The sequence below is a fragment of the Brevibacillus sp. B_LB10_24 genome, assembly GCF_046036945.1.
Taxonomy (GTDB): domain Bacteria; phylum Bacillota; class Bacilli; order Brevibacillales; family Brevibacillaceae; genus Brevibacillus_C.
In genome coordinates, this window is the sequence record NZ_JBJQOQ010000024.1 from 12,361 (window position 1) to 36,591 (window position 24,231).

Genomic DNA, 24,231 nt, shown 5'->3' on the forward strand with positions numbered 1-24,231 from the left:
TTGAAAAAACATTTTAACAAAAATTATATTTTGAGATTAATAAGACGAATATTACCAAAAACCATCTTTATAATCTGGTGAATTTACATGTTTTTTATATTTTTATACAAAATGATAATGTTGACCATTGACTTTTTTCATTTTTTGAATTAAGTTCGCTGTATATACAGCTTACCTGTGTAAAGGAGAAACTATGGTTCATTTATTTTCAGAAACACTGTTACCCAAAAATCACAGTTTAAAGAAGCTATATAGTTTAATCCGAAAGCATGGACCTGTCTCTAAGGCAACCTTGATTGAAATGACTGGCTTGAGACAGTCGACCTGTACAAGGCTGCTGGAGGAATTGCTACATCTGGGTTGTATCTTCGAGAGCGGATTGGGTGAATCCAGCGGGGGCCGCAAGCCTTTTATGTACGAGATCTCTCCGGGTTTGTATTACGTGATCGGGATCGATCTCTCTCGTACCCACATGAAAATTATGTTAATGGACCTCCATTTGCGCCCCGTCGAGGAAACCCGTATTCAGGTAAGCCGCGAAAGCACCCCTCTATTCACGCTGCAATTTTTGGAAAAGAGCATACGTGCCATGCTGACCAAACACGGGCTGTCCACGTTACAGCTTCTCGGAATCGGCATTGGTGCAGTAGGTCCGCTCAAACGGGAGGAAGGGATGATTCTCAACCCCCACAATTTTCCTGCTGCCGGATGGGAAAACATCCCGATCAGCCAACAGCTCGGCGAAGCGTTTCAGACAAAAGTGTTCCTGGATAACGGCGCGAATACCGCCGTTCTTGGAGAGTATCGAGACGGGCTGTGGAAAGAAGCAGCCAATGTGGTATACAGCATTGCCGGCGTCGGCATTCGGTGCGGGGTCATGACTCACGGCCAAGTGGTTCGCGGTTCCGCGAACAGAGAAGGAGCATTTGGCCACATGGTCGTGGATGTACATGGACGAAAATGCACATGCGGTCATTACGGCTGTCTGGAGGCGTATGGGACGATTCCTGCCATCCGGAATGAAATCATTCGTCAGTTAAAGCGAGGAGCACGTTCACTGCTGAGCGATATCGCTCCCGACTTTGAAGAGATGCAATTCCAACACATCTGCCAAGCCATCGGAGAGGGCGACGAATTATCCAGCCAAGTCGTGATGGACGCGGGCTTTCATTACGGGATCGGGCTGTCCAACATGATTCACCTCATCCATCCGAACATGGTGATCCTGGGCGGCGCGCTGTTTACCGAACTGGATATGTTTTACCAAGCGGCAACCGATACGGCCAGGCAGCGCTGCAATCTGTCTGCGGCTAACGAAGTGAAGTTCAGCAGGGGAAGTCTTGGTGAAAATGCGGTCGCTGTCGGTGCAGGTTGTATGGTGATTGACTACTATTTGGAGTGAGAAGGTGATCTTATGGCAAAACCTCGGAACCGTACGACTCTGCTCAGAATCTTTGTGACCTTCTTCAAAATGAGTCCCGTCACCTTTGGAGGAGGGTATGCCATGATTCCCTTGTTTGAAAAAACGGTGGTTGAGGAGCAAAAGTGGCTGAAGAAAGAAGACATCGTCGACGTTCTGGCCGTTTCTCAAGCTGTTCCCGGATCGGTGGCCGTCAATTCCGCCACGTTCATCGGGTACCGCGTCGCCGGATTGCCGGGAGCGCTCGTTGCTGCCGCCGGAATTACGGTCCCTTCATCCGGCATTGTCATCGCCTTGGCTGCCTTGTTCATGGGATTCAAAGATCATCCGTACGTTCAAAGCGCTTTAAGGGGTATACATTCCGCTATCGTCGCTCTTATTCTGCTTGCGGCGATCAAAACGCTGAAAACATCGATCACAGACAAACTGACCTTTGGGCTTGCCGCTGTCAGCTTGCTCACCCTCTTATTTTTTTCGCTCCATCCCATCGACAATCTGTTGTTTGGGATCGCTTCAGGCTGCTTTCTGTACCTAAAGCGAAAATATGCCGTAAAGCGAACGGGTGGCCGCGGCAGTCGCCACCGCGCAGCTTTGTCTAAACATCGCATTGAGAAAGGAAGTTAATCGATGTTATGGGATTTGTTTTGCACCTTTTTCAAAATCGGGCTTGTCTCTTTCGGCGGCGGATATACGATGATTCCGGTCATCCAATACGAGGTAGAAAAACACGGTTGGCTGACGACACGGGAGTTTGCCAACGCCATCGCAATAGCCGGGATGTCCCCCGGCCCGATCGCCGCCAACTCCGCCGTTTTTATCGGATATAAAACGGCAGGCATGCCCGGTGCGATTATTTCGATCGCGGCTACTTTACTTCCTTCCCTTATTCTCCTTGTCCTCATTTCCCTGTTTTTTGTCAAGGTGCAGAATCATCCGTTCGTTCAGTCCGTCTTTTACAGCCTCAGACCTATTATCCTGAGTCTGATTTGCTTCGCCGCGATTCAATTTGCCTTGGGCAACCAACTGATCGGCGGGGACAATTGGATTGACCTGTTCGGCATCTTTCTCGTGTTAGGCTGTTTGTCGATTCTGCAATTTACGAAAATCCACCCTGTCGTTGTCATCCTGCTCTCCGGCTTTGCCGGGATGCTGGTCTATTCTTGAACGGATTACCCCATCATCTGCTTTACCAGGGCTCTCGTCCTTTCTTTCAACGCTTCATGATGAGAAGAGACCATTGCCGTTTTTTCGGCTTCGGGCTGGATATACAACTTCGCTTTGTTGACGGCGTTTGCCGCGTCTTGGAATGCGCCTGCGATCAGATGCAATTTTCCTTCATGTGACAGGATGTCCCCTGCGGCGTACAGCCCCTCCACGGAGGTTTCACTGTTCGGATTTCCTGCGATGTAACCGCCGTCCGCCGTTTCAATCTTCAGCTCGCTGTTGTCGAGAAAGGCCGTATCGCGTTCATAACCATGATTGACGATGAGCTCGTCGATGGCCAGCTGCGATACCGCTCCTGTGTCGTGGTGGGCCAGTTCAACTCGATCAACAGCTTCGTGGTTGTCACCAGCGATCAGCTTGGTGATCGTCGTCTGGAAGAGACAGACGACCGAACTGTTCAGGAGTTGGCTCACCTGTGCTTCGTGTCCGGCCAAAGCTTCTTTTCGATAGCAGAGGTACACTCTTTTGGCGATCGGCTCCAGTTCATTAGCCCAGTCGATTGCCGCATTCCCCCCGCCGGAGATCAAAACCGTCTTGTCTTTGAAATGCTGCAAAGACTTCACCGCATAGTGCAAATTTGCCGCTTCAAAACGCTCCGCCCCTTCCATCTCCAGCTTCTTGGGCTTGAGGATGCCGCTGCCTGTCGCGACGATCACCGTTTTCGACAAGTGACTCTGACCCGAGGCGGCGTGCAGGACGAAGAGCCCGTCCGAATTGCGGGAGAGGGAGACGACTTTTTCGTTTAACACCACTGTCGGGTGAAACGTCAGTCCCTGCTTGATCAGCTGTTCCATCAATTTTGCTCCGGACACGGGGGTTAGCCCTCCGACGTCCCAAATCATTTTCTCCGGATACACATGGAGCTTCCCGCCCAATTGCTGCTGGTACTCGATCAGCTTTGTCTTCAGTCCGCGAAGGCCGCTGTAAAAGGCGGAATAGAGTCCCGCAGGCCCTCCCCCTACAATCGTCACATCAAAGACTTCCCGCTGTTCCACCTTTGATCACTCCACTCAAAAACATTAATGATTCTCATTCTCAATTAATGTACCTCTATTTTGTTCATTTGACAACAAAAAAACGGTTGACAGCGGAAAAAAATCCCCTTATATTGTGCATGAGTGATACTGATAATCATTATCATATATTTGCATCCCTGTTGAGGAACGGAGGTTAAAACCGTGGTTCGCCTGTCTACAAATGAGTTGTGCATTGGCTATGGCAGCCGCTCTATTGTGAAGATGCTCAGTGTAGAGATTCCGGACAAAAAAATCACGACGATTATCGGTGCCAATGGCTGCGGCAAATCCACCCTGTTAAAAGCGATGACCCGCATCATCCCGCATCAATCCGGGGCAGTCATCCTGGACGGAAAAAATATTACGACCGAAAACACAAAGACACTGGCTAAGAAAATGGCCATCCTGCCGCAAACGCCGGAGGCCGTAAGCGGGCTGACCGTCGGCGAGCTCGTCTCTTACGGCCGTCATCCCTATCAGCGGGGCTTCGGACGTTTGACGATAAAAGATTTTGAGGTGATCGATTGGGCGCTGGAAGTCACCGGAACGGCAGAATTTAAATATCGTCCGGTCGACGCCTTGTCAGGAGGTCAAAGGCAGCGTGTCTGGATCGCGATGGCGCTGGCCCAGGAAACAGAGCTGATCTTTCTGGACGAACCGACGACTTATCTGGATCTGGCCCATCAGCTTGAAGTTTTGGAGCTTTTACAAAAGCTGAACGTCGAACAAGGCCGCACGATTGTCATGGTTCTGCATGATCTTAACCAGGCTGCCCGTTTTGCCGACTATATCATCGCTTTAAAAGATGGACAAATCGTCAAGGCAGGCCATTGTGAAGAAGTGATTCACCCTGAAGTGTTGAAGCAGGTTTTCCAGATCGACGCCGAAATCGGACGGGATCCGCGGACCAACAAACCGATGTGCATCACCTATAATCTGGTAAAAGGAGAGGCAAACCGTGAAACAAAGATGGATTCTCCTCGCACTTATGCTCTTGCTCACAACTAGCGCTTGCAGCGGCATGTCAGAAAAGACAAACAGCTCGCCTGGCGATACAGCCAACAGCACCACAGCGACGATCACGTATCAGTCGGAAAACGGGCCGATCGAAGTTCCTGCCAACCCGCAGCGCGTCGTCGTGTTATCTTCCTTCGCCGGCAATGTCATGGCTTTGCATGTCAATCTGGTCGGCGTGGACAGCTGGTCAAAGATGAATCCCCGCTTTCAGAGCGGACTGAAAGACGCAGAAGAAATCTCTGACGAGAGCCTGGAAAAAATCATCGAATTGGAGCCGGATTTGATCATCGGCCTGTCGACGGCCAAAAATATCGACAAGCTCAAAGAAATCGCCCCTACGGTCACCTATACATACGGCAAAGTGGATTACCTGACACAGCACCTGGAGATTGGCAAGCTGCTCAAAAAGGAAAAGGAAGCGCAAGCCTGGATCGATGACTTTAAACGTCGGGCTCAAAAGGCCGGCGAAGACATCAGAGCCAAAATCGGCCCAGATGCTACTGTCTCTGTCATTGAAGAATTCAACAAGCAGATGTATGTCTACGGGGATAACTGGGGCCGCGGCACTGAAGTGCTGTACCAGGAGATGAAGCTGAACATGCCTGAAAAGGTGCGCGAAACGGCGCAAAAAAACGGCTATTACGCCTTGTCCATCGAGGTTCTCCCCGAATTCGCAGGAGACTATCTGATCGTGAGCAAAAACCCGGATACGGAGAATTCATTTCTGGAAACCAACACGTACAAGAACATTCCAGCGGTAAGAAACGGCCGCGTATACGAAGCCAATGCCAAGGAATTCTACTTCAACGATCCGTTGACACTGGATTACCAGCTCGACTTCTTCGTGAAACATTTCCTTGGCGGCTAATTTCTCTGGGTATACGGTTAGAAAGGAGGATCCGTACAGATGAGACTGGAAAATCGCAGTAACACCCCATTTGTCTATAAGCTTGCAGCCGGAATTCTCCTGCTGATCGGCACCTGTATCGCTGCCCTGATCTTGGGAGCGGCCGATACTACGTTTCTGGATGTGTGGCAGGCATTGACATCCGAGGCTTCCAGCAGTGCCGGCGAGATGATCCGGGAAATACGCCTGCCGCGGGAGATGGCGGCCATCATTGTCGGAGCCGCTCTTTCCGTTTCCGGAGCGATCATGCAAGGAATCACGAGAAACCCGCTCGCCGACCCCGGATTGCTCGGGCTGACGGCCGGCGCCAAGGCCGCTTTGGCCGTCGCGACTGTATGCATTCCCTCGGTTGGCTACTTTGGCACGACGGTTGCCTGTTTTGCCGGGGCAGCGGCCGGAGTCCTGCTGGTTTTCGGCATCGGCTCCTTGAGAAAGGGAGGATTCGCTCCTTTCCGCATCGTCTTGGCGGGTGCTGCGGTTTCGGCCCTGCTGCTCGCCATCTCTGAGGGAATCGGCATCTACTATAAAATCTCGAAGGAAATCTCCATGTGGACGGCCGGAGGGCTGATCGGGACCACCTGGAGTCAGCTTCAAGCCATCACTCCTTTTATCGCGGCGGGAATCCTGGTCTCCCTCCTGCTGTCCAGACAGCTGACCATTCTAAGTCTGAGCGAAGAAGTGGCCGTTGGGCTTGGACAGAAGATCGTCCGGATCAAAATGATTTTATTTGCAGTCATCATCGTCCTCGCCGGAGCGGCAGTCGCGATTGTCGGCAACCTGGCGTTTATCGGGCTGCTGGTTCCCCATGTCGCCCGGGCCATCGTCGGGACGGATTACCGCTTGATCATTCCGATGTCCGCCGTATCGGGGGCGGTCTTGATGCTGGTCGCGGATACATTGGGCCGGACGCTGCAGGCACCGTATGAAACCCCTGTGGCGGCGATCGTGGCGATCATAGGGCTGCCATTTTTCCTCTGGACCGTCCGGAAGGGAGGCCTAGCCGTCTGATGATTCATCCCGCTTTGCGCCAAAGACAGCGATGGGTCGTCTGCTCCCTGCTGGCTCTCATCGCAGCGACAGCCGTGATCGGGATGGGCTGGGGCTATTCCTCCCTGTCCTATGGCCGGCTGCTTCCTATCCTGCTCGGTCACGGCACGTTTAAAGAAGAGTTTGTGCTGTACTCCATTCGCTTGCCGCGCATGCTCATCACCTTGCTCGCCGGGATGGCGCTTGCCCTGTCGGGGGCGATTCTGCAGAGAACGACGCGAAATGACCTGGCGGATCCCGGCATCATCGGGATTAACTCAGGGGCTGGCATCGGCGTTGCCGTCTTCTTTTTGGCGATGCCGCTCAAGCCGGATTCGTCTGTTTACCTGCTTCCGCTAGCCGCCTTCCTCGGCGCTTTAACGACTGCCTGCGTCATCTATGTCCTGTCGTACAAGAGAAGCGAAGGCCTGCAGCCGATCCGCTTCGTGCTGACAGGGGTCGGCTTCTCCATGGCGCTTTCCGGCATCATGGTGGTACTGATATCGTCTGCCGAACGTGAAAAAGTGGACTTTATCGCAAAATGGCTGGTCGGCAATGTATGGGGAACCGATTGGGTGTTTATTTGGACTCTGCTGCCCTGGTTAATGGTCTTGATACCCTACGCCTTCTTGAAGGCATCCCAGCTGAACATCCTCGGTTTAAGCGAGCCCGCGGCCATTGGCGTCGGCCTTTCGATCCAAAGGGAGCGGATCTCCCTGATGATCACGGCTGTTGCCCTGGCGGCTTCCGCCGTGTCCGTCACAGGCGGCATTTCCTTTGTCGGCCTGATGGTGCCGCACATCGCCCGAGCTTTGGTCGGCCCCCGTAATCAATTATCTCTTCCCGTTGCCCTGCTGATGGGCGGGTGGCTGCTGCTGGTCTCGGATACGATCGGAAGGAATCTGGTAGACCCCGACGGAATCCCGGCTGGAATCGTAGTTGCCTTTATCGGTGCGCCCTATTTTTTGTATCTGTTGTTGAAAAAATAAGAATCCTAGCAATCTCCCGGGCTGAGCTACATTTTTACTATTTACCTGTTGACTTTAATTGCTACAATATGTTAGTATAAGTTTTGTTAACGGGGCCATAGCTCAGCTGGGAGAGTGCTTGACTGGCAGTCAAGAGGTCAGGGGTTCGATCCCCCTTGGCTCCACCATACATTGTAAACAGAAGCGGCAGAGATGCCGTTTTTTTGTTGTACATAAAAACCCCCAGGCTAACTGGTGGTTCAGTAGATCATATTCACATGCTGAAAGCCCTCGACTTTTTCCACCGACATGCTTGCCTTCGTTTGTCTACAATTATAATCTAACACGGTTTTTAAATAGAATGTGCTGACAAAAACATGAATGTTTATTCTGTAAGGAAATATCGTATGAACTGACTCTTGACGGAGACAGGAACTTGATGTACTGTTATTTTACAAAATGAATGAACCATTCATTCAAAACCAGTGACGGAAGGAGATTTGCAATCATGAATACATTCATGAACAATAAGAGTTGGACCGTACAAGGAAAATACGTAGTCATTACAGGGGCCACGAGCGGCATCGGGCTGGCTGCAGCCAGAGAGCTCGCCATCAGGGGGGCAAATTTGGGCATCGTCGCTCGCGATGAGGCCAAGGCTAACGAGGTGGCCGCACAAATCAAAGCCATGACCGGCGGCCGAACGACTGTAGACGTATTTCTGGCAGACATGGCTTCCCAGCAGTCGATTCGTCAGGCGGCAGCCGATATTCTGGCCGTTTGTCCAAGAGTGGACGTCCTGATCAACAATGCCGGGGCCATGTTCGTATCGCGAAAGCTGACAGACGATGGCGTTGAGATGACCTGGGCGGTAAATCATCTTGCTCCTTTCCTGCTGACGACGCTGCTCCTCGATCGGTTGAAAGAAAGCGGGCATGCTCGCGTCATTACAACCGCTTCTCATAGCCACAAAATGGCTGGGAAGGGAATCCATTTTGACGATCTGCACGCAGAACGTCTCTATCGCTTCCCGCAAAAATCCCTGGGCGGCCCTACCATTCGCTACGCTGAAACCAAGCTTGCCAACATCTTGTTTACCTCTGAACTAGCCAGGCGGCTACAGGGAACCGGAGTCACGGCCCACTGCTTTGATCCCGGTCTGGTGGCGACGAATTTTAACAGCAACAATAAAGGCTGGTCAGTCCGTATGACCATGGCTGTGATGAAATTATTCTCCAGAAGCCCTGAAAAAGGGGCAGAAACAATGGTATGGCTGGCGGACACAGAGGAGATATCCGGTCAAAACGGCGGGTACTACACCGATATGAAACTGACGAAACCGTCCGTTCCTGCCGAAAGTATCGAGGCCGCAAAGCGCTTATGGGAGATAAGCGAGGAACAAACCCGGTTTCCTAAAGCTGATTAGAAACCTTATACATGGGGAGTGAGCGATTCTTGAACCAAAAACATGAAGATCAAATCGAACACAGCCACGATGAACGCAGAGAACAAATCAAGCGGGCTGCATTAAAAGTATTTGCGCGACGGGGAATTACCGGAACCAAGATGAGCATGATCGCTGCCGAAGCTGGTATTAGCCAAGGCCTTTCCTACCGCTATTTCTCTTCTAAAGAAGAACTCTTCACAATTCTTGTACAGGAAGCGATGGAAGAAGCGCAGACGGCGATTAAGAACGCCCACCAGCTACCCGGTACACCCTCGGATCAAATCAGATCCCTGACGATCAATATGCTTGATCCAGATCACAAATATGTTTTTTTGCTGCTTCAGCAAGCACAAACGTCTGATGATGTACCGGAACAGGCGAAGCAGCTTTTCGAAAAGTACTCTCCGAAGGATACGATTGAGCAGCTGATTCCTCTCTTCCAGAAAGGGCAGCAAGCGGGTGAATTTTCTGCAGGTGATCCATATAAGCTGTTGTTCCTCTACTTCTCCGTCATTACCGGGCTGATGCTGCAGGACATGCAGATGGATGAAATTGATTTGTTGCAGGAAGTCGACCTTTTCATGAAGATCATCACGAAATGAAGGCAGGTAATCCCAAAATCCCGGGAGAGTACGCCCATTTCTTCGCGTTCGCACGGCCTTTATCCGTCAAGGAATACAGAATTCGCACCGGCGTTTCCGGATAGACGTCACGCTTGACGATCTCCGCACTGCTCGGTCTCTCCGGCAGCCGGCTGCTCTCTTTGGATCGGCTCCTATTGATTCCCGCTCGGATACACGCTAACGATGAAAAACAGCATGTGAGACAAAAAAAGTCACCGCTGGCGGTGGCTTTTTTGCTGTCGGCATAGCTTTTCTTTTTTATCCAAACTGACAGCACATGTAGCTGAGCGAACCATATTCATAGCTGCGGTGCAGCATGCGGGCGGTACGGCTGTTGTCGGCTGCTCCCATGGCGATCAAGATCGGAATGAAGTGTTCATTGCGGGGCACAGCTTCCTTTGCGTGCGGAGCTTGCTGCTCATAGTCAAACAAGGCTTCGGTGTCCCAAGCGAGCAGGCGCTGCGAAAGCCAATCGTCAAAAGCTGCGGCCCAGGCTGCCGGCTGGGTGCTGGCCCAGTCGATTCGCCGCAGGTTGTGAACAGTGCCGCCGCTCCCGATGATCAGTACGCCCCGTTCCCTCAGACCGGCGAGAGCTTTGCCGACGGCGTACTGCTCGCGGGGAGCAAGGCCTGGATTGACGGACATCGCGATCACAGGTATGTCTGCAGCCGGGTACAGCAAACGAAGGACCACCCATGCGCCGTGATCGAGGCCGCGCACCGGATCAAGCTCGCTTGAAATCCCCTGGGCTTGCAAAAGCGATCTCACTTCTTCCGCCAATTTTACATCCCCGCTTGCCGGGTAGTTGATGCGGTAGAGTTCGTCAGGGAAGCCATAGAAGTCGTAAATCATCTCGTACTGTTTCGCTCCGCCTACCTGCTGGACGGGATGCTCCCAGTGTGCCGAGAAGATCACGATTGCCTGCGGGCGCGGCAGATCTTTGGCCATCCCTTCCAGAAAACGGGTGTACCCATTGTCCTCGAGAGCGAGCAGCGGCGCGCCATGCGCGATGAAAAGAGACGGTACCATTTTGATGCCTCCTTTGCTGATATGTTGATTGCAAAAATTTTCTCACATACAAGTGATTAGAAAAACTTGGCTTATCGCCAAGTCAAATAGCGAAAGAGTCAGCGAAATGAAACTTTCCGATAGTATAAAGAAACCGTGGATGAAAGATCCACGGTTTTCAGGCGTTGACTATGCGCGAACCGGTTCCTTGGCAAAACGCGCTGCTGCTTCACGGGCCTGCTGGATCGCCTTATCTTTGATGGCTTCCGCTTCTTGCGGCATTTGGTTCATCCCTTCTACATAGACAGATTCGACATCATTGATTCCCACAAAGCTAAGCGCAGTGCGCAGGAAACGGTCGCCGAACTCGATCTCCCGGGCAGGACCTTCCGAATAAACGCCGCCGCGGGCCTGAATGTGTACAGCTTTGCGGTTGGTCATCAGGCCGATCGGACCGTTTTCGGTGTATCGGAACGTTTTGCCGGCAACGCAGAAGGCATCGATGTACGCTTTCACTACAGCAGGGAAGCTGAAGTTCCACATCGGAGTGACAAACACGTATTTATCAGCGGACATGAACTGCTCAAGCAGTTCGTTCATGCGGCCTACTTTCGACTGTTCGACAGCGGTCAGTTCATCCCATGGCTTACCTTGCTGCAATTTGCCCCACGCGCTGAAGACATCTGCGTCAATCTGCGGCACTTCCGCTTTGAACAGATCCAGTTCAACGATCTCGTCACTTGGATGAAGCCGGCGGTATTCCTCCAGAAAAGCTTGTCCCACTGTCAAACCGTAGGACTGCTCCGTCGGTTTCGGATTTGCGGTAATGTACAGTACTTTTGCCATTTTCTTTCTCCATCTCCTCGTGTAATTTGTAAAAGTATATATACTTACTTTTAGTTAGTATATTACCCAGTTCACCGCTGTTTGTCAAGCAATTTGATCCTCATCGGCATGCAAAGAGAATTGGCTGTTGCGGAGCTTTCCGTTACAATGAGAAAAGCTTCTAAAAGAAGCCCTATCGAAGAAGTTTGTCCTTCTTTAGCGGATGCTTTTACCGAGGTCAATGCTGGATGCAGACGCTGAGGTACTTTGTCATGCAGGATAAGGAAGCTATCTCAAGAAGTTATACTTTCTTATCCTGTTTGAAAAAGGGAGAATTTACATAAACCGGAGGGTAATTGTATGCATCTGTTTCGTTGGAAGACGTTATTCTGGGGCGCGGGAGTCGTCATTGCCGCTTTTATCATATGGGCCGGGTACGTCCTGCATCTCATCGCTGCAATAGAAGCGGCAGCTGTCGCCAGGCGGGCTGACGTGGCGATCGTCCTGGGCGCCGCGGTTTGGGGCGACAAGCCCAGTCCGGCACTGCGCGAGCGGCTGGATCAGGCTTGCCTGCTGTATGAACAAGGGTTCGTTCCCTACCTGCTGGTCAGCGGCGGGCTGGGATCGGATAAACAGCTTGCAGAAGCTGATGTGATGAAGGAGTACTTGCTGGCAAAAGGGATACCTGAGCAGCGGATCATCACGGAAAGCAAGGCGACCAGCACCTTTGAGAATTTGGCCTACAGCAAAGAGCTGATGGAGCAGCACCAATTTCACACGGCTTTGGTCGTCAGTCACGGTTTTCATTTGGCACGAGCCGAAGCAATGGCCAGGACGCTCCAGATGGACGCCTATCCTGTAGCGTCTCCTACTCAGTCCCTGTTTATCCCGTATCACAAGGCGCGGGAAGTGTTTGCCTACACCAAATGGAAAGTGAGCGAATGGCTGTCCTGATGGCAGGAAACTTTTTCTGTCAGTCATTCGTATGCAAAGGTACCAAAAACAAGGAGTGTTGCCTGTGAAGTATCAAGCCGGGGGAGTCCCCCTTACCTGCCCGTGTTGCCAAAACGATACCTTTGACAAGGATTACCGCCAGCTCAATACGAGAGGGGCCACCTTCTTCGGGTTGGATTGGGCGAATCGAGAAGCGGCCATTCTCGTCTGTCAACGCTGTTCTTTTATCGCTTGGTTTATGGACGATCCCGCCGAAAGGTGATCGTCCTTTTTTTACAGACTTTTCCGCCGGTTTTCCCCTTCGATGACATAGGCGTTCGTATAGTGGCGAATGCGTTCCATGATGCGTTTCGCCTTGGTGTTTTCGATCCGGTTGCCGTTGCTGATCGACAAATGCTCCTCCAATTCGTCAAAGGAGTAGTTGGAGGTGTACAGCGTAGGCAGATGGCCGTTGACGCGCTGGTGCAGGATCACGCCCAGCACTTCGTCGCGGATCCACGGCGTGACGCTTTCCGCACCGATGTCGTCGAGGATCAGCACAGGGATTTCCTTTAGCAGCTCCAGCTTGCCGACGTAAGAGTTGTCCGCGATCGACTCCTTGATCTCCCGGACAAAATCCGGCACATACACCATCAAGGAAGCAATGCCGCGGCGGGACAATTCCCGGGCGATCGCCCCCATCAAATAGCTTTTGCCCACGCCGAACGGTCCGTGTAAATACAGGCCCTTCCCCTGCTTTTCGCCAGGCGCAAGCTCGCGGCAAAACCGCATTGCGGCTGCCACCGTCAATTGATTGGACTCATCTACTTCCAGCGATTCGAAGGAAGCGGACAGCGTCTCGTCAGACACGTAGTAGCTGCGCACCAGCCTGCGGGTGCGCTCCTCCTCTTCATGGGCCCGCTGTTTGTCGCAGGCGACCATCGCGCTGACCACCTGTCCATGCTGCACGTCCAGCTCGGCATAATGACCGCGCACCAGATTGGGACACTTGGAGAGTCCTGGGCAGTTTCCGCACCAGTAATGCTCTTTTACCGCCGTGTAGACGGCGGAAAGCGAGCGGAGCAAGTCGTCCCGCTCCACCTGGGGGTGGTTTTGCCGAAACGCTTTTAAATAGTCTGACGAGCGAAGCATTTTGTCCAACTGCTGCTCAGGGGACAGGAGGTTGCGCGGGCTTCGTTTGTTTAATTCCTCCATAAATTGGTTGATCGGTTCCATCTATTCTTCTCCTCCCCTGTCTGGCTCGCGCAGAGATTCAAACAATGCCTTCAATTCCGGATCGTCCATTACGGTACGCTTTGATTTTGGCTTGTCCAACGGCATTTTTTCCTGTGCTTGTGCTTGTTCCCGCTCCAGCTGCCGCTGCACGGACGCCGGAAGCTTGTCCTGCAGAATCGCTTTGCCTGCCTTGCGCCGAGGCGAATGGGCGGCTTCCTGTCTCTTTGTCTTCGCCTCGTCTGCCGCTGCCGCCGCCTGCTGTCTCGCTTCTGTGCGGGCGAGGATGACGCGGACGGCCTCTTCCACTGTACTGACCTGTTTGGCCTTCCAGCTGTCCCGAATCGTTTCAATGAAGGCCTGCGGCAGCTCCATGTTCGTCTCGCGGAGCGTGTACAGCAGCAGGGCATTGGCTACTTCTGCGGGCAGGCCGTCTTGGAAGATGAGCGTTTCCGCGCGCTCCAGGTAGATCTTGCTCACCCTGCCGCCGACCGCCTGTTCCAGTACGATCAGAGGCGAAAACTGGCGGCAGACGCGGAAAAAGGAGACGCTGCCCGTCTCCGGCACAGTACCCGGGGACAGATCTTCCGCGGGCGGCAGTGATACGGAGTCCCGCTGCAGGACGCCATCGACGTATTTTTCCCGGCATCGCTTTCGCAGCGCCTGCCGATCCAGCTGGCCCGCTGCGTCAAACAGTTTCCAATCCCGCAGCTCCTGGCCCATCTGCCAACTGCTCATCTGGTAAAAGTGCAGGATTTTATAGATAAACTCGATATTTTCTGCGCCAAGCACTGCCGGAGCATTCGCATTGGACGGCAGATGCATCCTGATAAAGGACAGGTCGAGAGCCGAGCTGGCCTCTGCCTGGTATTCGGTCTGCATCGGTGGAGCCGGGTAGCTCGTCTGCATCTGGGAAAGAAATCTCTCCGTCTCCGAACCGGGGCGAATATCCAATTCGGACGCGGAGAGTGTATGGTATACCTCGTAAAACCGCTTGGTGACATTTTCTTCGTACGGATACTTCTCGTCCAGGTCTGCCCCTTGCCGGTCTGCGTATCTGCTCCGCAGTTGTTCGTATCTGGGCCGCTCGACCTTGTTGAGCAGCATGACCGACCAGACCTCTTCCTGAAAAAACTGCCCTGGGGACAAAGGAGGCTTGAGCAGATACTCGTAAAAGTAGTCGCCATCCCGGTTCTCCCGCCTGCGCACCTCCAAGAGGCCCATCGCCTCCAGGCGTTCCCTGGCGCCAAGCAGTCGGTCCAACGGCAGTGAGGTGATCAGCATCAGGCTGCGGTGCGTGCCCTCCGCCGATGCACCGCTCCGCTCCTCCAATTCGTGGGCGAGCAATTGGTAGAGGGCATGCGAATCCGGTCCGATCAACGGCAAATAGAGATGGGTTACGTACCCCATCTCGGCAAAGCTAAGCGGCCGAATCATCCTCACCAGATAGCGGTCTTTGGGCGTCAGTTCGTTCCACACTACTCGCATGATCGAAAATCCTTCCTGCCTGTTCTCATCATACTATTATAGCATCCTGCAAGCAGGGTTTGGTAGAGCGAGTGCAGAGAGGATCAGGAGGGCTCAGTCAAGCCGCCAATTGTGAACCGTCCGAAACGGCTGCGTCCCCCACTGTTCGTCCGGCAGGTGCAGACGACTGGAAACGAAGTATGGCTGCTTGACTTCCACCAGGGGAACAATTGGCAGATCAGCGGCGAACAAGCGCTGCCACTCGGCGAACAGCTTCTTGCGCTCTGATAGCGGCAGGATCAGCCGGCCTCTTTCCAGCAGTTGATCTGCGCGGCTGTTGACGTACCGGGATGCATTAAGCCCCAGTTCCCCCACTTTTTCCCTGCTGTGCCAAAGCTTGGACAACTCTCCCGGATCTTCCGGATAGCGCCAGCCATAAAGGTAAAGATCAAACGGTTTTCCGCCGAAAATATAAGAGACGAACTCTTTTGGAGGCAGCGGTATTGTCACGATGCGTACCGGAAGATCAGCCCATGACCGGATCAGACTGCGAAGCAGCCGTTCACGCACCCCGTTCTCAGCCGGATACACCAACGTCAGCGTGAGCGGATTTTTGGCGGAAAATCCCTTGGCCGCGAGGGTCTTGGCCGCACCTGCGCGATCGTAGCGGGGAAGCCCTCCAGGGGCATAGGCAAATGAATGCGGGGATACCGGGCCAAGAGCCGGTTCAGCGTATCCGTAAAAGACGTCCTCGCTAATCCGTCCTGCAGAAATGGCCTGGGCTAAAGCCCGCCGGACGGCAAGATCGGCAAGCGGGCCGCTCTCCAGGTTAAACCCGAGGAAGTGATACCCGCTTCCCCCGCCAGCCTTTGCCACTAAGGTGCCTGCAGCATCTGCCGTGCCGGCCAGCCGACTTACCATATCCGGAGAGACAGGACACCAGTCGATAGTGCCGCCAGCCAGCTCGCCGGCCATCCCCGATGGCTCCACAGGGCGGACCCTGATGGCGTCCAGGAGAGGTTTTCCTTCGCAATACGCAGGATTGGCAGCAAATCGCCATTCATGCGGTGAGAGCTGCATCGGCTGAAAAGGTCCCGCTCCGAGCAGTCTGCCAGCTTGCGACAGCTCGCCGATTTCCTTGACTGTTTTGCCGGCCAGCTGGTTCCTGCAGAGAAGCGGCGCGGTCAATGTGGAAAAAAAACGCATATCATCCCGCTCCAAGGCGATCCGCACCGCTTTTCTCGCGGTATCGACGGTGATGCCCGAGATGTGCTCCGCCTGGCCCGAACGATAAGCCGAGACGCCTTTAATCTGCCCCATCGCCTGACGCCAGACGCCGTAGTATTCGGGGCGTGCGTAGGTTTCCAGGGTGAACAAAACATCGTCCGCTGTGATCGGACTGCCATCAGGCCACGTCCCGCCTTCCCGCAGCTTCACGACGATACTCGGTTTGCCGTTCTCGCGCTCCACCGTATAGCCGGCAGCGAGCGCCGCGGTGTACCCCTTTTCTTCAGACGCGGCCAAGAGCCCGCGGTAAGCCAGGAACTCCAGCGGGTTGAGCCGGGCCTCTTGCTTGCTCTGGCCAAACGGGTCAAATGCAGGCAGTGTACCGGGGGAGCCGATTACCAACTCTTTTCCATCATGCGACGCTGCAGCGGCCTGGTGATTTTTTGTCACTGACGCTGCCGCAGGTGTCTGATCGTAAACCTGATTCTGTCCAGGGGCACAGCCGCACATCGCCGTCGCTGCGGCTAAAAGCGCCCACAGCCATCGCTTGGAAAAGCCGGCTTTGGTCATTCAGAGGTATTTCCTCCTCCCTCGTCTGAGTTTTTTTTGCTTTGTGTCCGAGCGTGGGTCAGCAGTTCTTCCAACTCGCACATGAAGACATTGATATCCTTGAACTGGCGGTATACGGAGGCAAATCGGACATACGCTACTTCATCTACGTAGTATAACCGTTCCATTACCATTTCTCCCACATCTTTGCTGGGAATTTCCGCCTGAGCCTGACTGCGCAGCTCTTTTTCGATTTCGTTTACGACGTTTTCCAGCACTTCCAGCGAAACAGGCCGCTTTTCACAGGCGCGTATCAGACCGCGCAGGATCTTCTCCCGGCTGAACTCCTCCCTGGTTCCGTCTTTCTTGATGATGAGGAGCGGCGTTTCTTCTACTGTCTCAAACGTGGTAAACCGCCTGTTGCAGGCTTCGCACTCTCGGCGGCGGCGAATGGATTTATTGTTATTAAACGGCCGGGAATCCAACACTCTCGTCCCGTTATTTTCACAAAAAGGACAACGCATAATACGATCATCTCCAGAACTTTCAATACTTTTTAGTGTCCCTCAACTTTTTTCTTGCGTCAAGCGAAAATCTTTTATTCCTATTTTAATCAACTGATTTTAGAATAGGAATATACGTGATTAGGAGGGGAACATATGCGCCTGGTCTCTTTAAAAAATGCGACGCCGGGAATGAAGCTGGGCCGGACCGTGTTTACCGAAGACGGGAAGGTCCTGCTCGGAACAGGTATGGTCTTAAACGAGCGGCTGATCCAGGGGTTGGAAAAAGCCGGCATCGATTCCATATACATAGATGATCCCCGTACTGCTGATATCGAAATAGAAGATGTCATCCGTCCGGAAACCCGGCAAGCTGCCGTTGAGGTCGTGCAAAAAACGATCAAGCAAATTCAGAACACCAATCGCCTGGCAAGGCGGATTTCTGTCAAAGATATGGGGATGCATTTCCAGCAAGTGTTTCACGCAATTCTTGACGATTTGATGGGCAGCGAAGAGATCGTCGTCCATTTGGCCAACATCTCCTCCCGCTCGAGCGCGATGTACCACCATGCCGTGAACGTCTCGGTTTTGGCAACGGCAGTCGGCATGTCGCTCGGGTACAACCGGAAGCAGTTGACGGAACTTGGAATCGGCGCCATGCTGCACGACATCGGAAAAATCGACCTGCCTAAGGAACTTTTGGACAAACGGGAGCGCTGGACGCCTGAAGAGTACGAAATAAGCAAACAGCACACCCGATACGGATTTGACATCCTGCGCAAGCAGCACGATCTCTCCCTGCTGTCCGCCCATGTCGCTCTGTCGCATCACGAGCGGCTTGACGGCAGCGGCTACCCGCAAGGACTAAAAGGGGATCAAATCCACGAATACGCACAGATTACAGCCATCTGTGACGTCTACGATTCGCTGACCACGCCCAGGCCGTGGCGCCGGCGGTTCATGCCGCAGGATGCGCTGGAATACCTGCAGGGATCGGGCGGGCACCTGTTCGAGCACCATCTGGTCAGTGCATTCTGCCGGCACATCGCGATCTTCCCGCTGGGCAGCAGCATCGTCCTCAATACGGGCGAAGCCGGGGTTGTCTGCAGGGTAGATCCCAATTACAGCCAGCGTCCGGTTATCCGCGTCCTGAAAGACGGTCGGGGAAACGACATCTCGATGCCGTATGAGATCGATTTGAAGAGTGAACTGAAGTACTTTATCATCGGTTTTGAGGATGAAAGCCTGTTCGTCGTCCCCGAAACATAAAGAAACGCAGTAAGAAAAGCCCTCTACGAAAGCAACCCGCTTTGTTGTTTCTGCAGACAGCAAAGCGGGTTTGATTTTCGTTATGTGAACATGATCGGCGTCTTAGTAGCGCTCCTCCGCAAGCTTCTGCGCTTTTTGGATGAGCAGCGCCACATCGGCACGGCTTAACGTTGAATTCGGCTGGAATTCCGCCTTGCCATTGGTGTCCCACAGCCCCAGCCCGTCACTTATCACCGCTGCCGGCAGTTTCTGCTTTGGTACGTCGCTAAACTTCGCTGCAAAGAGCTCCGGCTGGCCGAGCAGCGGTCCATAGCCAAATAAACGAAGCAGCATTTCGGAAGCCTCAATTCGTGTGATGGGTGAGTCGGGTGCAAAGGTTTGCCCTTGATCCGAGATGATGCCCCTGTTCACTCCCTGCTGAATCGCTGCATAGTTGGGGTGATTCGCGTTCACATCATGATACGGCATCGGTTTGACTTCTTCATCAAAATAGCGCCGGGGCCTATCAACTTTACTGGAGAGGCGCAGGAGGATCGATACGTATTCGGCGCGGGTCACTTCCCTCTCCGGTTCCACTTTTCCGTCCTGCACCGCAAAGTAACCCTCTTTCATTGCTCTTTGCAAGGCTTCCTTAGCGGGGTGGCCTTCGAGATCCTGCGGCTGTCGCTGCTTGCGCAGTTGGTCAAGACTGATCCACTCCCCGCTGACGGCGTCGACAAACCCTTGCTCTCCGAGATAGCGATAGACAAGCTTGGGCGCCGGCTGCTTGTCCGGCTGAGCCAGGTATTGCGGTTGGATAAAGTAGGTAAGCATCGGCTCCTTATGTTCCGCCTCTGCTTGAATCGCTTTTTCCTTATCGACCTTTGCCGTCAGTGCCGGAACCTCTGCCAATAGATAGGTATTGCCCGACCATAAGCGCACTGCCTTGCCCGTTACCGCATCTACGTCGACGTAGGTCCTGGCATTTTCCACCGGAACACCCGCTTTTAACCAGCCGAATTGAACAGTGTAGCTGCTGTTATCTCTTGATGATGATGTCTGGATGTTTTTTGCTGCTTCGTCGTCGATCAGGTAGATTTCACCCAAGCGATCCTGGTAGATGATTTTTACCAGATTAACAGCGCTCTCTTCGGCCTTATCCAATGATACAGTCGAGTCAGTCTTTTTTTCGGAACGTGTATAATTTTCGCCGCTGGAATACCCCGTAAACTCGCCGCGGTCGTTGATCTCAATCCTGATCTCTTCCGTGTCTCCTTCCGCTTTCGCCGGAAGGAAGGAAAAGCCCCAGTGGCGCTCGACGATTCCCTCCGGTCCCACGCCAGAACCGCTGCTGCGGCTGTTTCCCTTCTGGTATTCCCCGAGAAATTTTTTGATCCACTGGTTGGCGATATTCTCCGCTTCCTGCTCGTCGATCAGCTTCTTGGGAGGATCACTTTGCCGAATCGCGGTGCCCAAAGGGGTGATTCCCTTCTTTTTGGTGGCAGGAAATCCCGTAGATGTCAAAGCCTCGCCCGTCACCGCGTCCAGCATCGCCGGATCGTCTTCCGAATACTGATAGACTAACCGGTAGGACGGTTTTGCTCCCCAATCGCCGGCGCGGGCAGTCAGATTGACGTATTGCAGCGAAGGGTTGATGCTGTCCTTTAATTTGTCTGTCAGATCCTTCACCGTCTCTTGCGGAATGCTGCCCTCATACCAATTTCTGTTGTAATTGGTTATCTGCCCCTTTTGGTTTACCACAATTTGGATTCCATTTTCCGGAAAGGGAATATCGTTTTCCACTCTCGTATAGAAGAACAAATACTCATCTGTCCCGGTGTAGTAGTTGGCCGCGCTCGTGTATTCATTCGCTTTCGACAATTTCGGCATTTCTTCGCCCGCTGCCTTTTTCAGGTAATCTGCGGCGATTTTCCCCGCTTCCTCTGCGTTCAGCGGCTTTTTGTTATCACTGTCCCACTGGTCCGCCTCGTATCGAAACATATTCAGCAGTTTGCCAGTGGCTGCATCGACAGTTGCGCTGATCATCCGGTCTTTTCCTTTTTCCTGCCAGCGCAATAACCAGACCGGACTAGAGCTAAGGGGGTATCTGTCTTCCGACAGCAACTGAACCGATTCGTTGACAAAGCCATCCGGAATGTCGATCAGCGATTTCGCGATTTGAACCGCCTGCTCCTTGCTGATCGCTGCCTCCTTGTCAGCAGCATGGGCAACGCTCCCCCCGGCAATGGAACCGGGTACCGACACCGGAGGCACAGATGCCAGTACTGCTGCACAGACCGCCAGTTTGGCCAATCGCGACCTGCGTGAAATGCCTGTCCATTTCAACATGACCTTCCTCCTTTTCGCTTGAGTTCTTTTCCTCATCCTCCCTATCTTACCAAATATGCGAAAGAAAATGTCAGCAAATTTCCAATTTATTTTAGAAAAACTTGGCTTATCGCCAAGTCAAATAAAGAAAGCCTTCGTTTTTCTTATCCTTTCATCATTTAACGCGTTAGCGAAATTAAACTTTCCGAAAGTACAACAAAAAAGCGAACCGCCTTATTGGCGATTCGCCCCTCTTGCCTGTTATTTCGCAGCTCCCGCTGCCGCGGCCACTTTCACCTCGTTGTACATCCGGGAGACGTGCCGTACCAGGTCGACGACGCGGCAGGAGTAGCCCCACTCGTTGTCGTACCAGGCGATAACCTTCACTTGCCGTCCGCCCATCACCATCGTTGACAATCCGTCTACAATCGAAGAATGGTCGTTGCCGATAAAATCGACGGAAACGAGTGGTTCCTCGCAGAATTCGATGTAGCCTTTCATCGCTCCCTGGCTCGCTTTTCTGAGAACGCGGTTCACCTCGTCAACTGTCACGTCGCGGCTGACGTTTACGACCAGGTCAACGATGGAGACGTCAGGCGTGGGCACCCGCAGGGAAAAGCCGTTCAAGCGGCCGTTCAACTCTGGCAGCACTTTGCCAACCGCGCGGGCTGCACCCGTGCTCGTCGGTATAATCGACTGTCCGCAAGCCCGGGCCCGGCGCAGGTCTTTATGGGGATTATCCAGGTTTACCTGGTCGTTGGTGTACGAGTGTATCGTCGTCATCAGTCCGCTCTCAATGCCAAACGCTTCATGCAGCACTTTTGCTACCGGCGCCAGACAGTTGGTCGTACAGGAAGCGTTGGAGACGATGTGATGTTCATCGTGTTGGTAGACATGGTCATTTACGCCCATGACGATCGTGGCGTCTTCGTCTTTACCCGGTGCGGTGATCACCACTTTTTTTGCTCCGCTCTGCAGGTGCTTGCCTGCGCCTTCGCGATCTTTAAACTTGCCTGTCGCCTCCACGACGATCTCCACGCCAAGCTCGCCCCAAGGCAGATTGAGCGGATCGCGGTCTGACAGAACAAGGGTCGGCTTTCCGTCGACAATGATTTGATTATTCTTAACCTCGATTTTATTGTCAATTCGTCCGTGAATCGAATCGTATTTCAACAGATGTGCCAGCGTTTCCGGGGGGTAGCTTGCGTTAATCGCAACTACTTCCATTTCAGGATTCTGGATGGCACGGCGGAACACCATGCGTCCAATGCGACCGAATCCGTTAATACCAATTTTAATCGTCATATTAGGACTCCCCTCCACCTTATGAGTTACACTTTATCTGCTATCTCTATTATAATCAGTATGTCACATTTATCAATGTGTTTTACTAAAAAAATAAAATTTGTACATTTGATTGTACGATCTTCAGGCTTTGCCATATGTGGGCATGTCAAAAAAACAACGCGAAGAATCCCTTTTGGGGCACTTCGCGTTGTTCAGTCATATGGTTTGGAGAATCGGTTTCACTGGTCAACTTTGAACCTGTGGACGGAGTTATTCAGTTCCTGAGCCATGTGACGTAAGGTTTGCGCCGAAGCAGATATTCCTTCCATCGACGCCAACTGTTCCTGTGAGAACGAAGCCGCGTCTCTGCTCATGTTGTAAGACGCTTTGGCGATGTGATTCAGTTCCACAATGGAAGCTGTAATTTGTTCGGAACCAGCTGACATCTGTTCCGTCGCCACTGAAACTTCCTCGAGCTGTGCGGCAATCTTCTCGGAATCTGCAACAATGTTTTGAAACATTGCCCCTGCCCGTTGCATGATTTGGTTTCCTTCATCCGCCTCTCGTGTGCCAATTTCGATGGAACGAATTACTTTGAACGTATCATCCTGAACTTTTCGGATCATATCGGCGATCATGTCTGCTGACTGTTTGGATTGTTCCGCCAGCTTTTTGACTTCACCGGCGACAACTGCAAACCCTTTTCCCTGTTCCCCGGCTCTCGAGGCTTCAATAGCGGCATTTAAGGCCAACAATTCTGTCTGACTGGTAATTGCTGACAAAACCTCGGTTATGCGATTGATTTCATTGGATCGTTCCCCAAGCTGTCTTACTAAAACGGATGATTCATGAACCGTTTTGCTAACCATGTCCATTTTCTGTATCGCTTGTTGGATCGATTCATTACCGGCGCCGGCTGCTTTTGCCGTCTCATCGGAGAGTCCCGCCACCTCCCCGGAAATTTCAGCAATGCGCTGCACGCCGATCGCTAATTCTTCTATCGCTTTGCTGCTTTCTTCCGCCCCGGTTGCCTGCATATCGGAGCCATTTGCGATTTCCTCGGTAGCCGCGGCTATCTGGTTGGCGGCCAGCACGGTTTCTTCGACGCTGCTCGTCAGTTGCTCTGACGAAGCAGCCACCTGTTCACCTGCTGTTTTGATCCGTTCAATTAACGCCGCCAAATTCTGCCGCATCGCTTCGAAGGAAAGGGCAAGCTGTCCAATTTCATCTTTGGAATCTGACGGGATAGACTGACTTAAATCTCCCTCGGCAATCCGCTTTGTGCCGTGAATGAGTCTCTTCAGCGGCCGGATGACTGAACGGCTGTGTAAATAAACGACCACAAGACCGATCGCAAGCACCAGAACAAGGTAGATGACGGAAATTTTATTGTTACTCTTATTCGTTTGCTCGATCTGAGAGACAGCGTTCGTGATCTCCGTTAATTTGCTATTGCGGAGTTCATCGATTCGCTTGTTGATGTCCTCGGCGCTTTTGTCGAATTCGCCCATGATCTGGTTGCCTCGTTCATTTCCGCCTGCGATGTACTCGTTTGCCATCTTTTGGCCCATTTCATAGTAACGAGCAAATGAAACTTCGGTTTCGTCAAACATCTGCGCTTCCTGCGGGTACATCCTTTTCATTTGTTTCAGGTTTTCATGAAAAACAGCCGCGTATTTTGCGGCTTGGTCGAATCCGTCGTCAAGTCCGTCCGTTCCTCTCGTTGCACTGATATCTGTGAGCCATTGCTGCACCTGTACCACGGATAATTTTAAATCATCAGCCATAAGGGCGGCATTTAGGGTATAATCCTCAATTTTTTTCAATTCTTTCCACTGTGCTTCTGATATGAAGTATTGAAACAACTGCATAACGATAAAAGCGATAAAAATAGCTGCGAACGAAATGAAACTTTTCATTTTGATGGTCATAATCTTTCGGTTCTCCCCCTTAAATCTCTCTCTTTAGAATTATT

At 52.6% G+C, this 24,231-nt stretch carries 23 protein-coding genes, 1 tRNA gene and 1 pseudogene; 14 read left to right on the forward strand and 11 right to left on the reverse strand.

Annotation, left to right across the window (positions count from 1 at the left end):
* Window positions 1–412: 412 nt before the first annotated feature.
* From ACI7RC_RS19260 to ACI7RC_RS19270, 3 genes are read left to right on the forward strand one after another with little or no spacing between them, the layout of a single operon-like run.
* Window positions 413–1,402, forward strand: a complete 990-nt coding sequence (locus tag ACI7RC_RS19260) for an ROK family protein (RefSeq protein ID WP_408109839.1) — start codon at window positions 413–415, stop codon at window positions 1,400–1,402.
* Between the two features lie 12 nt (window positions 1,403–1,414).
* Window positions 1,415–2,044, forward strand: a complete 630-nt coding sequence (locus tag ACI7RC_RS19265; protein WP_408109840.1) for a chromate transporter — start codon at window positions 1,415–1,417, stop codon at window positions 2,042–2,044.
* A gap of 3 nt (window positions 2,045–2,047) precedes the next feature.
* Window positions 2,048–2,584: a chromate transporter gene (locus tag ACI7RC_RS19270; RefSeq protein WP_408109841.1), complete on the forward strand. Its 537-nt coding sequence runs from the start codon at window positions 2,048–2,050 to the stop codon at window positions 2,582–2,584.
* A 5-nt stretch (window positions 2,585–2,589) separates the two neighbouring features.
* Here ACI7RC_RS19270 and ACI7RC_RS19275 read toward each other — a convergent pair whose 3' ends face one another.
* On the reverse strand, window positions 2,590–3,639 hold the full coding sequence (locus ACI7RC_RS19275) for an NAD(P)/FAD-dependent oxidoreductase (RefSeq protein WP_408109842.1): 1,050 nt from the start codon (window positions 3,637–3,639) through the stop codon (window positions 2,590–2,592).
* 183 nt (window positions 3,640–3,822) lie between these two features.
* Here ACI7RC_RS19275 and ACI7RC_RS19280 point away from each other — a divergent pair, with 183 nt between their 5' ends.
* The 7 genes from ACI7RC_RS19280 (at window position 3,823) to ACI7RC_RS19310 (ending at window position 9,627) form a co-directional block, all read left to right on the forward strand.
* Window positions 3,823–4,668: an ABC transporter ATP-binding protein gene (locus ACI7RC_RS19280; protein WP_408109843.1), complete on the forward strand. Its 846-nt coding sequence runs from the start codon at window positions 3,823–3,825 to the stop codon at window positions 4,666–4,668.
* On the forward strand, window positions 4,649–5,545 hold the full coding sequence (locus ACI7RC_RS19285) for an iron-hydroxamate ABC transporter substrate-binding protein (RefSeq protein WP_408109895.1): 897 nt from the start codon (window positions 4,649–4,651) through the stop codon (window positions 5,543–5,545). The genes ACI7RC_RS19280 and ACI7RC_RS19285 overlap by 20 nt, the downstream gene beginning before the upstream one ends.
* A 39-nt stretch (window positions 5,546–5,584) precedes the next feature.
* Window positions 5,585–6,592: a FecCD family ABC transporter permease gene (locus ACI7RC_RS19290; protein WP_408109844.1), complete on the forward strand. Its 1,008-nt coding sequence runs from the start codon at window positions 5,585–5,587 to the stop codon at window positions 6,590–6,592.
* Window positions 6,592–7,599 (forward strand): FecCD family ABC transporter permease, encoded by a 1,008-nt coding sequence (locus ACI7RC_RS19295; RefSeq protein WP_408109845.1) that lies wholly within the window; start codon window positions 6,592–6,594, stop codon window positions 7,597–7,599. The genes ACI7RC_RS19290 and ACI7RC_RS19295 overlap by 1 nt, the downstream gene beginning before the upstream one ends.
* Window positions 7,600–7,690: 91 nt before the next feature.
* Window positions 7,691–7,766: transfer RNA gene (locus tag ACI7RC_RS19300), tRNA-Ala, on the forward strand.
* Window positions 7,767–8,086: 320 nt separating this feature from the next.
* Entirely contained in the window at window positions 8,087–9,004 is a 918-nt protein-coding gene (locus tag ACI7RC_RS19305; protein ID WP_408109846.1) for an SDR family oxidoreductase, read from the forward strand.
* A 29-nt stretch (window positions 9,005–9,033) separates the two neighbouring features.
* On the forward strand, window positions 9,034–9,627 hold the full coding sequence (locus ACI7RC_RS19310; RefSeq protein ID WP_408109847.1) for a TetR/AcrR family transcriptional regulator: 594 nt from the start codon (window positions 9,034–9,036) through the stop codon (window positions 9,625–9,627).
* Here the strand turns inward: ACI7RC_RS19310 and ACI7RC_RS19315 are convergent.
* Window positions 9,617–9,748: pseudogene (locus tag ACI7RC_RS19315) on the reverse strand (winged helix-turn-helix transcriptional regulator); the annotation flags it as partial. The gene ACI7RC_RS19310 and the pseudogene ACI7RC_RS19315 sit on opposite strands and share 11 nt — an antisense overlap.
* Here ACI7RC_RS19315 and ACI7RC_RS19320 point away from each other — a divergent pair.
* The gene (locus ACI7RC_RS19320; protein ID WP_408109902.1) at window positions 9,741–9,896 is read left to right on the forward strand and encodes a hypothetical protein; all 156 of its coding nucleotides are present in this window, start codon (window positions 9,741–9,743) and stop codon (window positions 9,894–9,896) included. The pseudogene ACI7RC_RS19315 and the gene ACI7RC_RS19320 overlap by 8 nt on opposite strands.
* A 10-nt stretch (window positions 9,897–9,906) precedes the next feature.
* Here ACI7RC_RS19320 and ACI7RC_RS19325 read toward each other — a convergent pair whose 3' ends face one another.
* Entirely contained in the window at window positions 9,907–10,677 is a 771-nt protein-coding gene (locus tag ACI7RC_RS19325) for a DODA-type extradiol aromatic ring-opening family dioxygenase (RefSeq protein WP_408109848.1), read from the reverse strand.
* Between the two features lie 168 nt (window positions 10,678–10,845).
* A complete protein-coding gene (locus ACI7RC_RS19330) occupies window positions 10,846–11,502 on the reverse strand; it encodes an FMN-dependent NADH-azoreductase (protein WP_408109849.1) in 657 nt (218 codons plus the stop codon).
* Window positions 11,503–11,841: 339 nt separating this feature from the next.
* Here ACI7RC_RS19330 and ACI7RC_RS19335 point away from each other — a divergent pair, with 339 nt between their 5' ends.
* Window positions 11,842–12,435, forward strand: a complete 594-nt coding sequence (locus ACI7RC_RS19335; RefSeq protein WP_408109850.1) for a YdcF family protein — start codon at window positions 11,842–11,844, stop codon at window positions 12,433–12,435.
* A gap of 64 nt (window positions 12,436–12,499) precedes the next feature.
* Window positions 12,500–12,697 (forward strand): hypothetical protein, encoded by a 198-nt coding sequence (locus ACI7RC_RS19340; protein WP_408109851.1) that lies wholly within the window; start codon window positions 12,500–12,502, stop codon window positions 12,695–12,697.
* Between the two features lie 11 nt (window positions 12,698–12,708).
* On the opposite strand, the gene dnaI is transcribed toward ACI7RC_RS19340, so the two are convergent.
* The 4 genes from dnaI to nrdR all read right to left on the reverse strand — a co-directional run bounded on the left by dnaI (window position 12,709) and on the right by nrdR (window position 17,414).
* Window positions 12,709–13,650, reverse strand: coding sequence for a primosomal protein DnaI (dnaI, locus tag ACI7RC_RS19345; protein WP_408109852.1), 942 nt, complete (start codon window positions 13,648–13,650; stop codon window positions 12,709–12,711).
* Window positions 13,651–15,135, reverse strand: a complete 1,485-nt coding sequence (locus ACI7RC_RS19350; protein WP_408109853.1) for a DnaD domain protein — start codon at window positions 15,133–15,135, stop codon at window positions 13,651–13,653.
* A 93-nt stretch (window positions 15,136–15,228) separates the two neighbouring features.
* On the reverse strand, window positions 15,229–16,911 hold the full coding sequence (locus ACI7RC_RS19355) for an ABC transporter substrate-binding protein (protein WP_408109854.1): 1,683 nt from the start codon (window positions 16,909–16,911) through the stop codon (window positions 15,229–15,231).
* A complete protein-coding gene (gene nrdR / locus ACI7RC_RS19360; RefSeq protein WP_408109855.1) occupies window positions 16,908–17,414 on the reverse strand; it encodes a transcriptional regulator NrdR in 507 nt (168 codons plus the stop codon). Before nrdR ends, ACI7RC_RS19355 begins: the two co-directional genes overlap by 4 nt.
* Before the next feature lie 135 nt (window positions 17,415–17,549).
* Between nrdR and ACI7RC_RS19365 the strand changes: the two genes are divergently transcribed.
* Complete coding sequence (locus tag ACI7RC_RS19365) at window positions 17,550–18,662, forward strand: HD-GYP domain-containing protein (protein ID WP_408109856.1); 1,113 nt, start codon at window positions 17,550–17,552, stop codon at window positions 18,660–18,662.
* 102 nt (window positions 18,663–18,764) lie between these two features.
* On the opposite strand, the gene ACI7RC_RS19370 is transcribed toward ACI7RC_RS19365, so the two are convergent.
* From ACI7RC_RS19370 to ACI7RC_RS19380, 3 genes are all read right to left on the reverse strand, one after another.
* Window positions 18,765–20,990 carry an S-layer homology domain-containing protein gene (locus tag ACI7RC_RS19370; protein ID WP_408109857.1) on the reverse strand — a complete coding sequence of 742 codons (2,226 nt, stop codon included), beginning with the start codon at window positions 20,988–20,990 and terminating at the stop codon, window positions 18,765–18,767.
* 240 nt (window positions 20,991–21,230) lie between these two features.
* A complete protein-coding gene (locus tag ACI7RC_RS19375; protein ID WP_408109858.1) occupies window positions 21,231–22,274 on the reverse strand; it encodes a glyceraldehyde-3-phosphate dehydrogenase in 1,044 nt (347 codons plus the stop codon).
* Window positions 22,275–22,495: 221 nt separating this feature from the next.
* Window positions 22,496–24,187 (reverse strand): methyl-accepting chemotaxis protein, encoded by a 1,692-nt coding sequence (locus ACI7RC_RS19380; protein ID WP_408109859.1) that lies wholly within the window; start codon window positions 24,185–24,187, stop codon window positions 22,496–22,498.
* Between the last annotated feature and the right edge of the window lie 44 nt (window positions 24,188–24,231).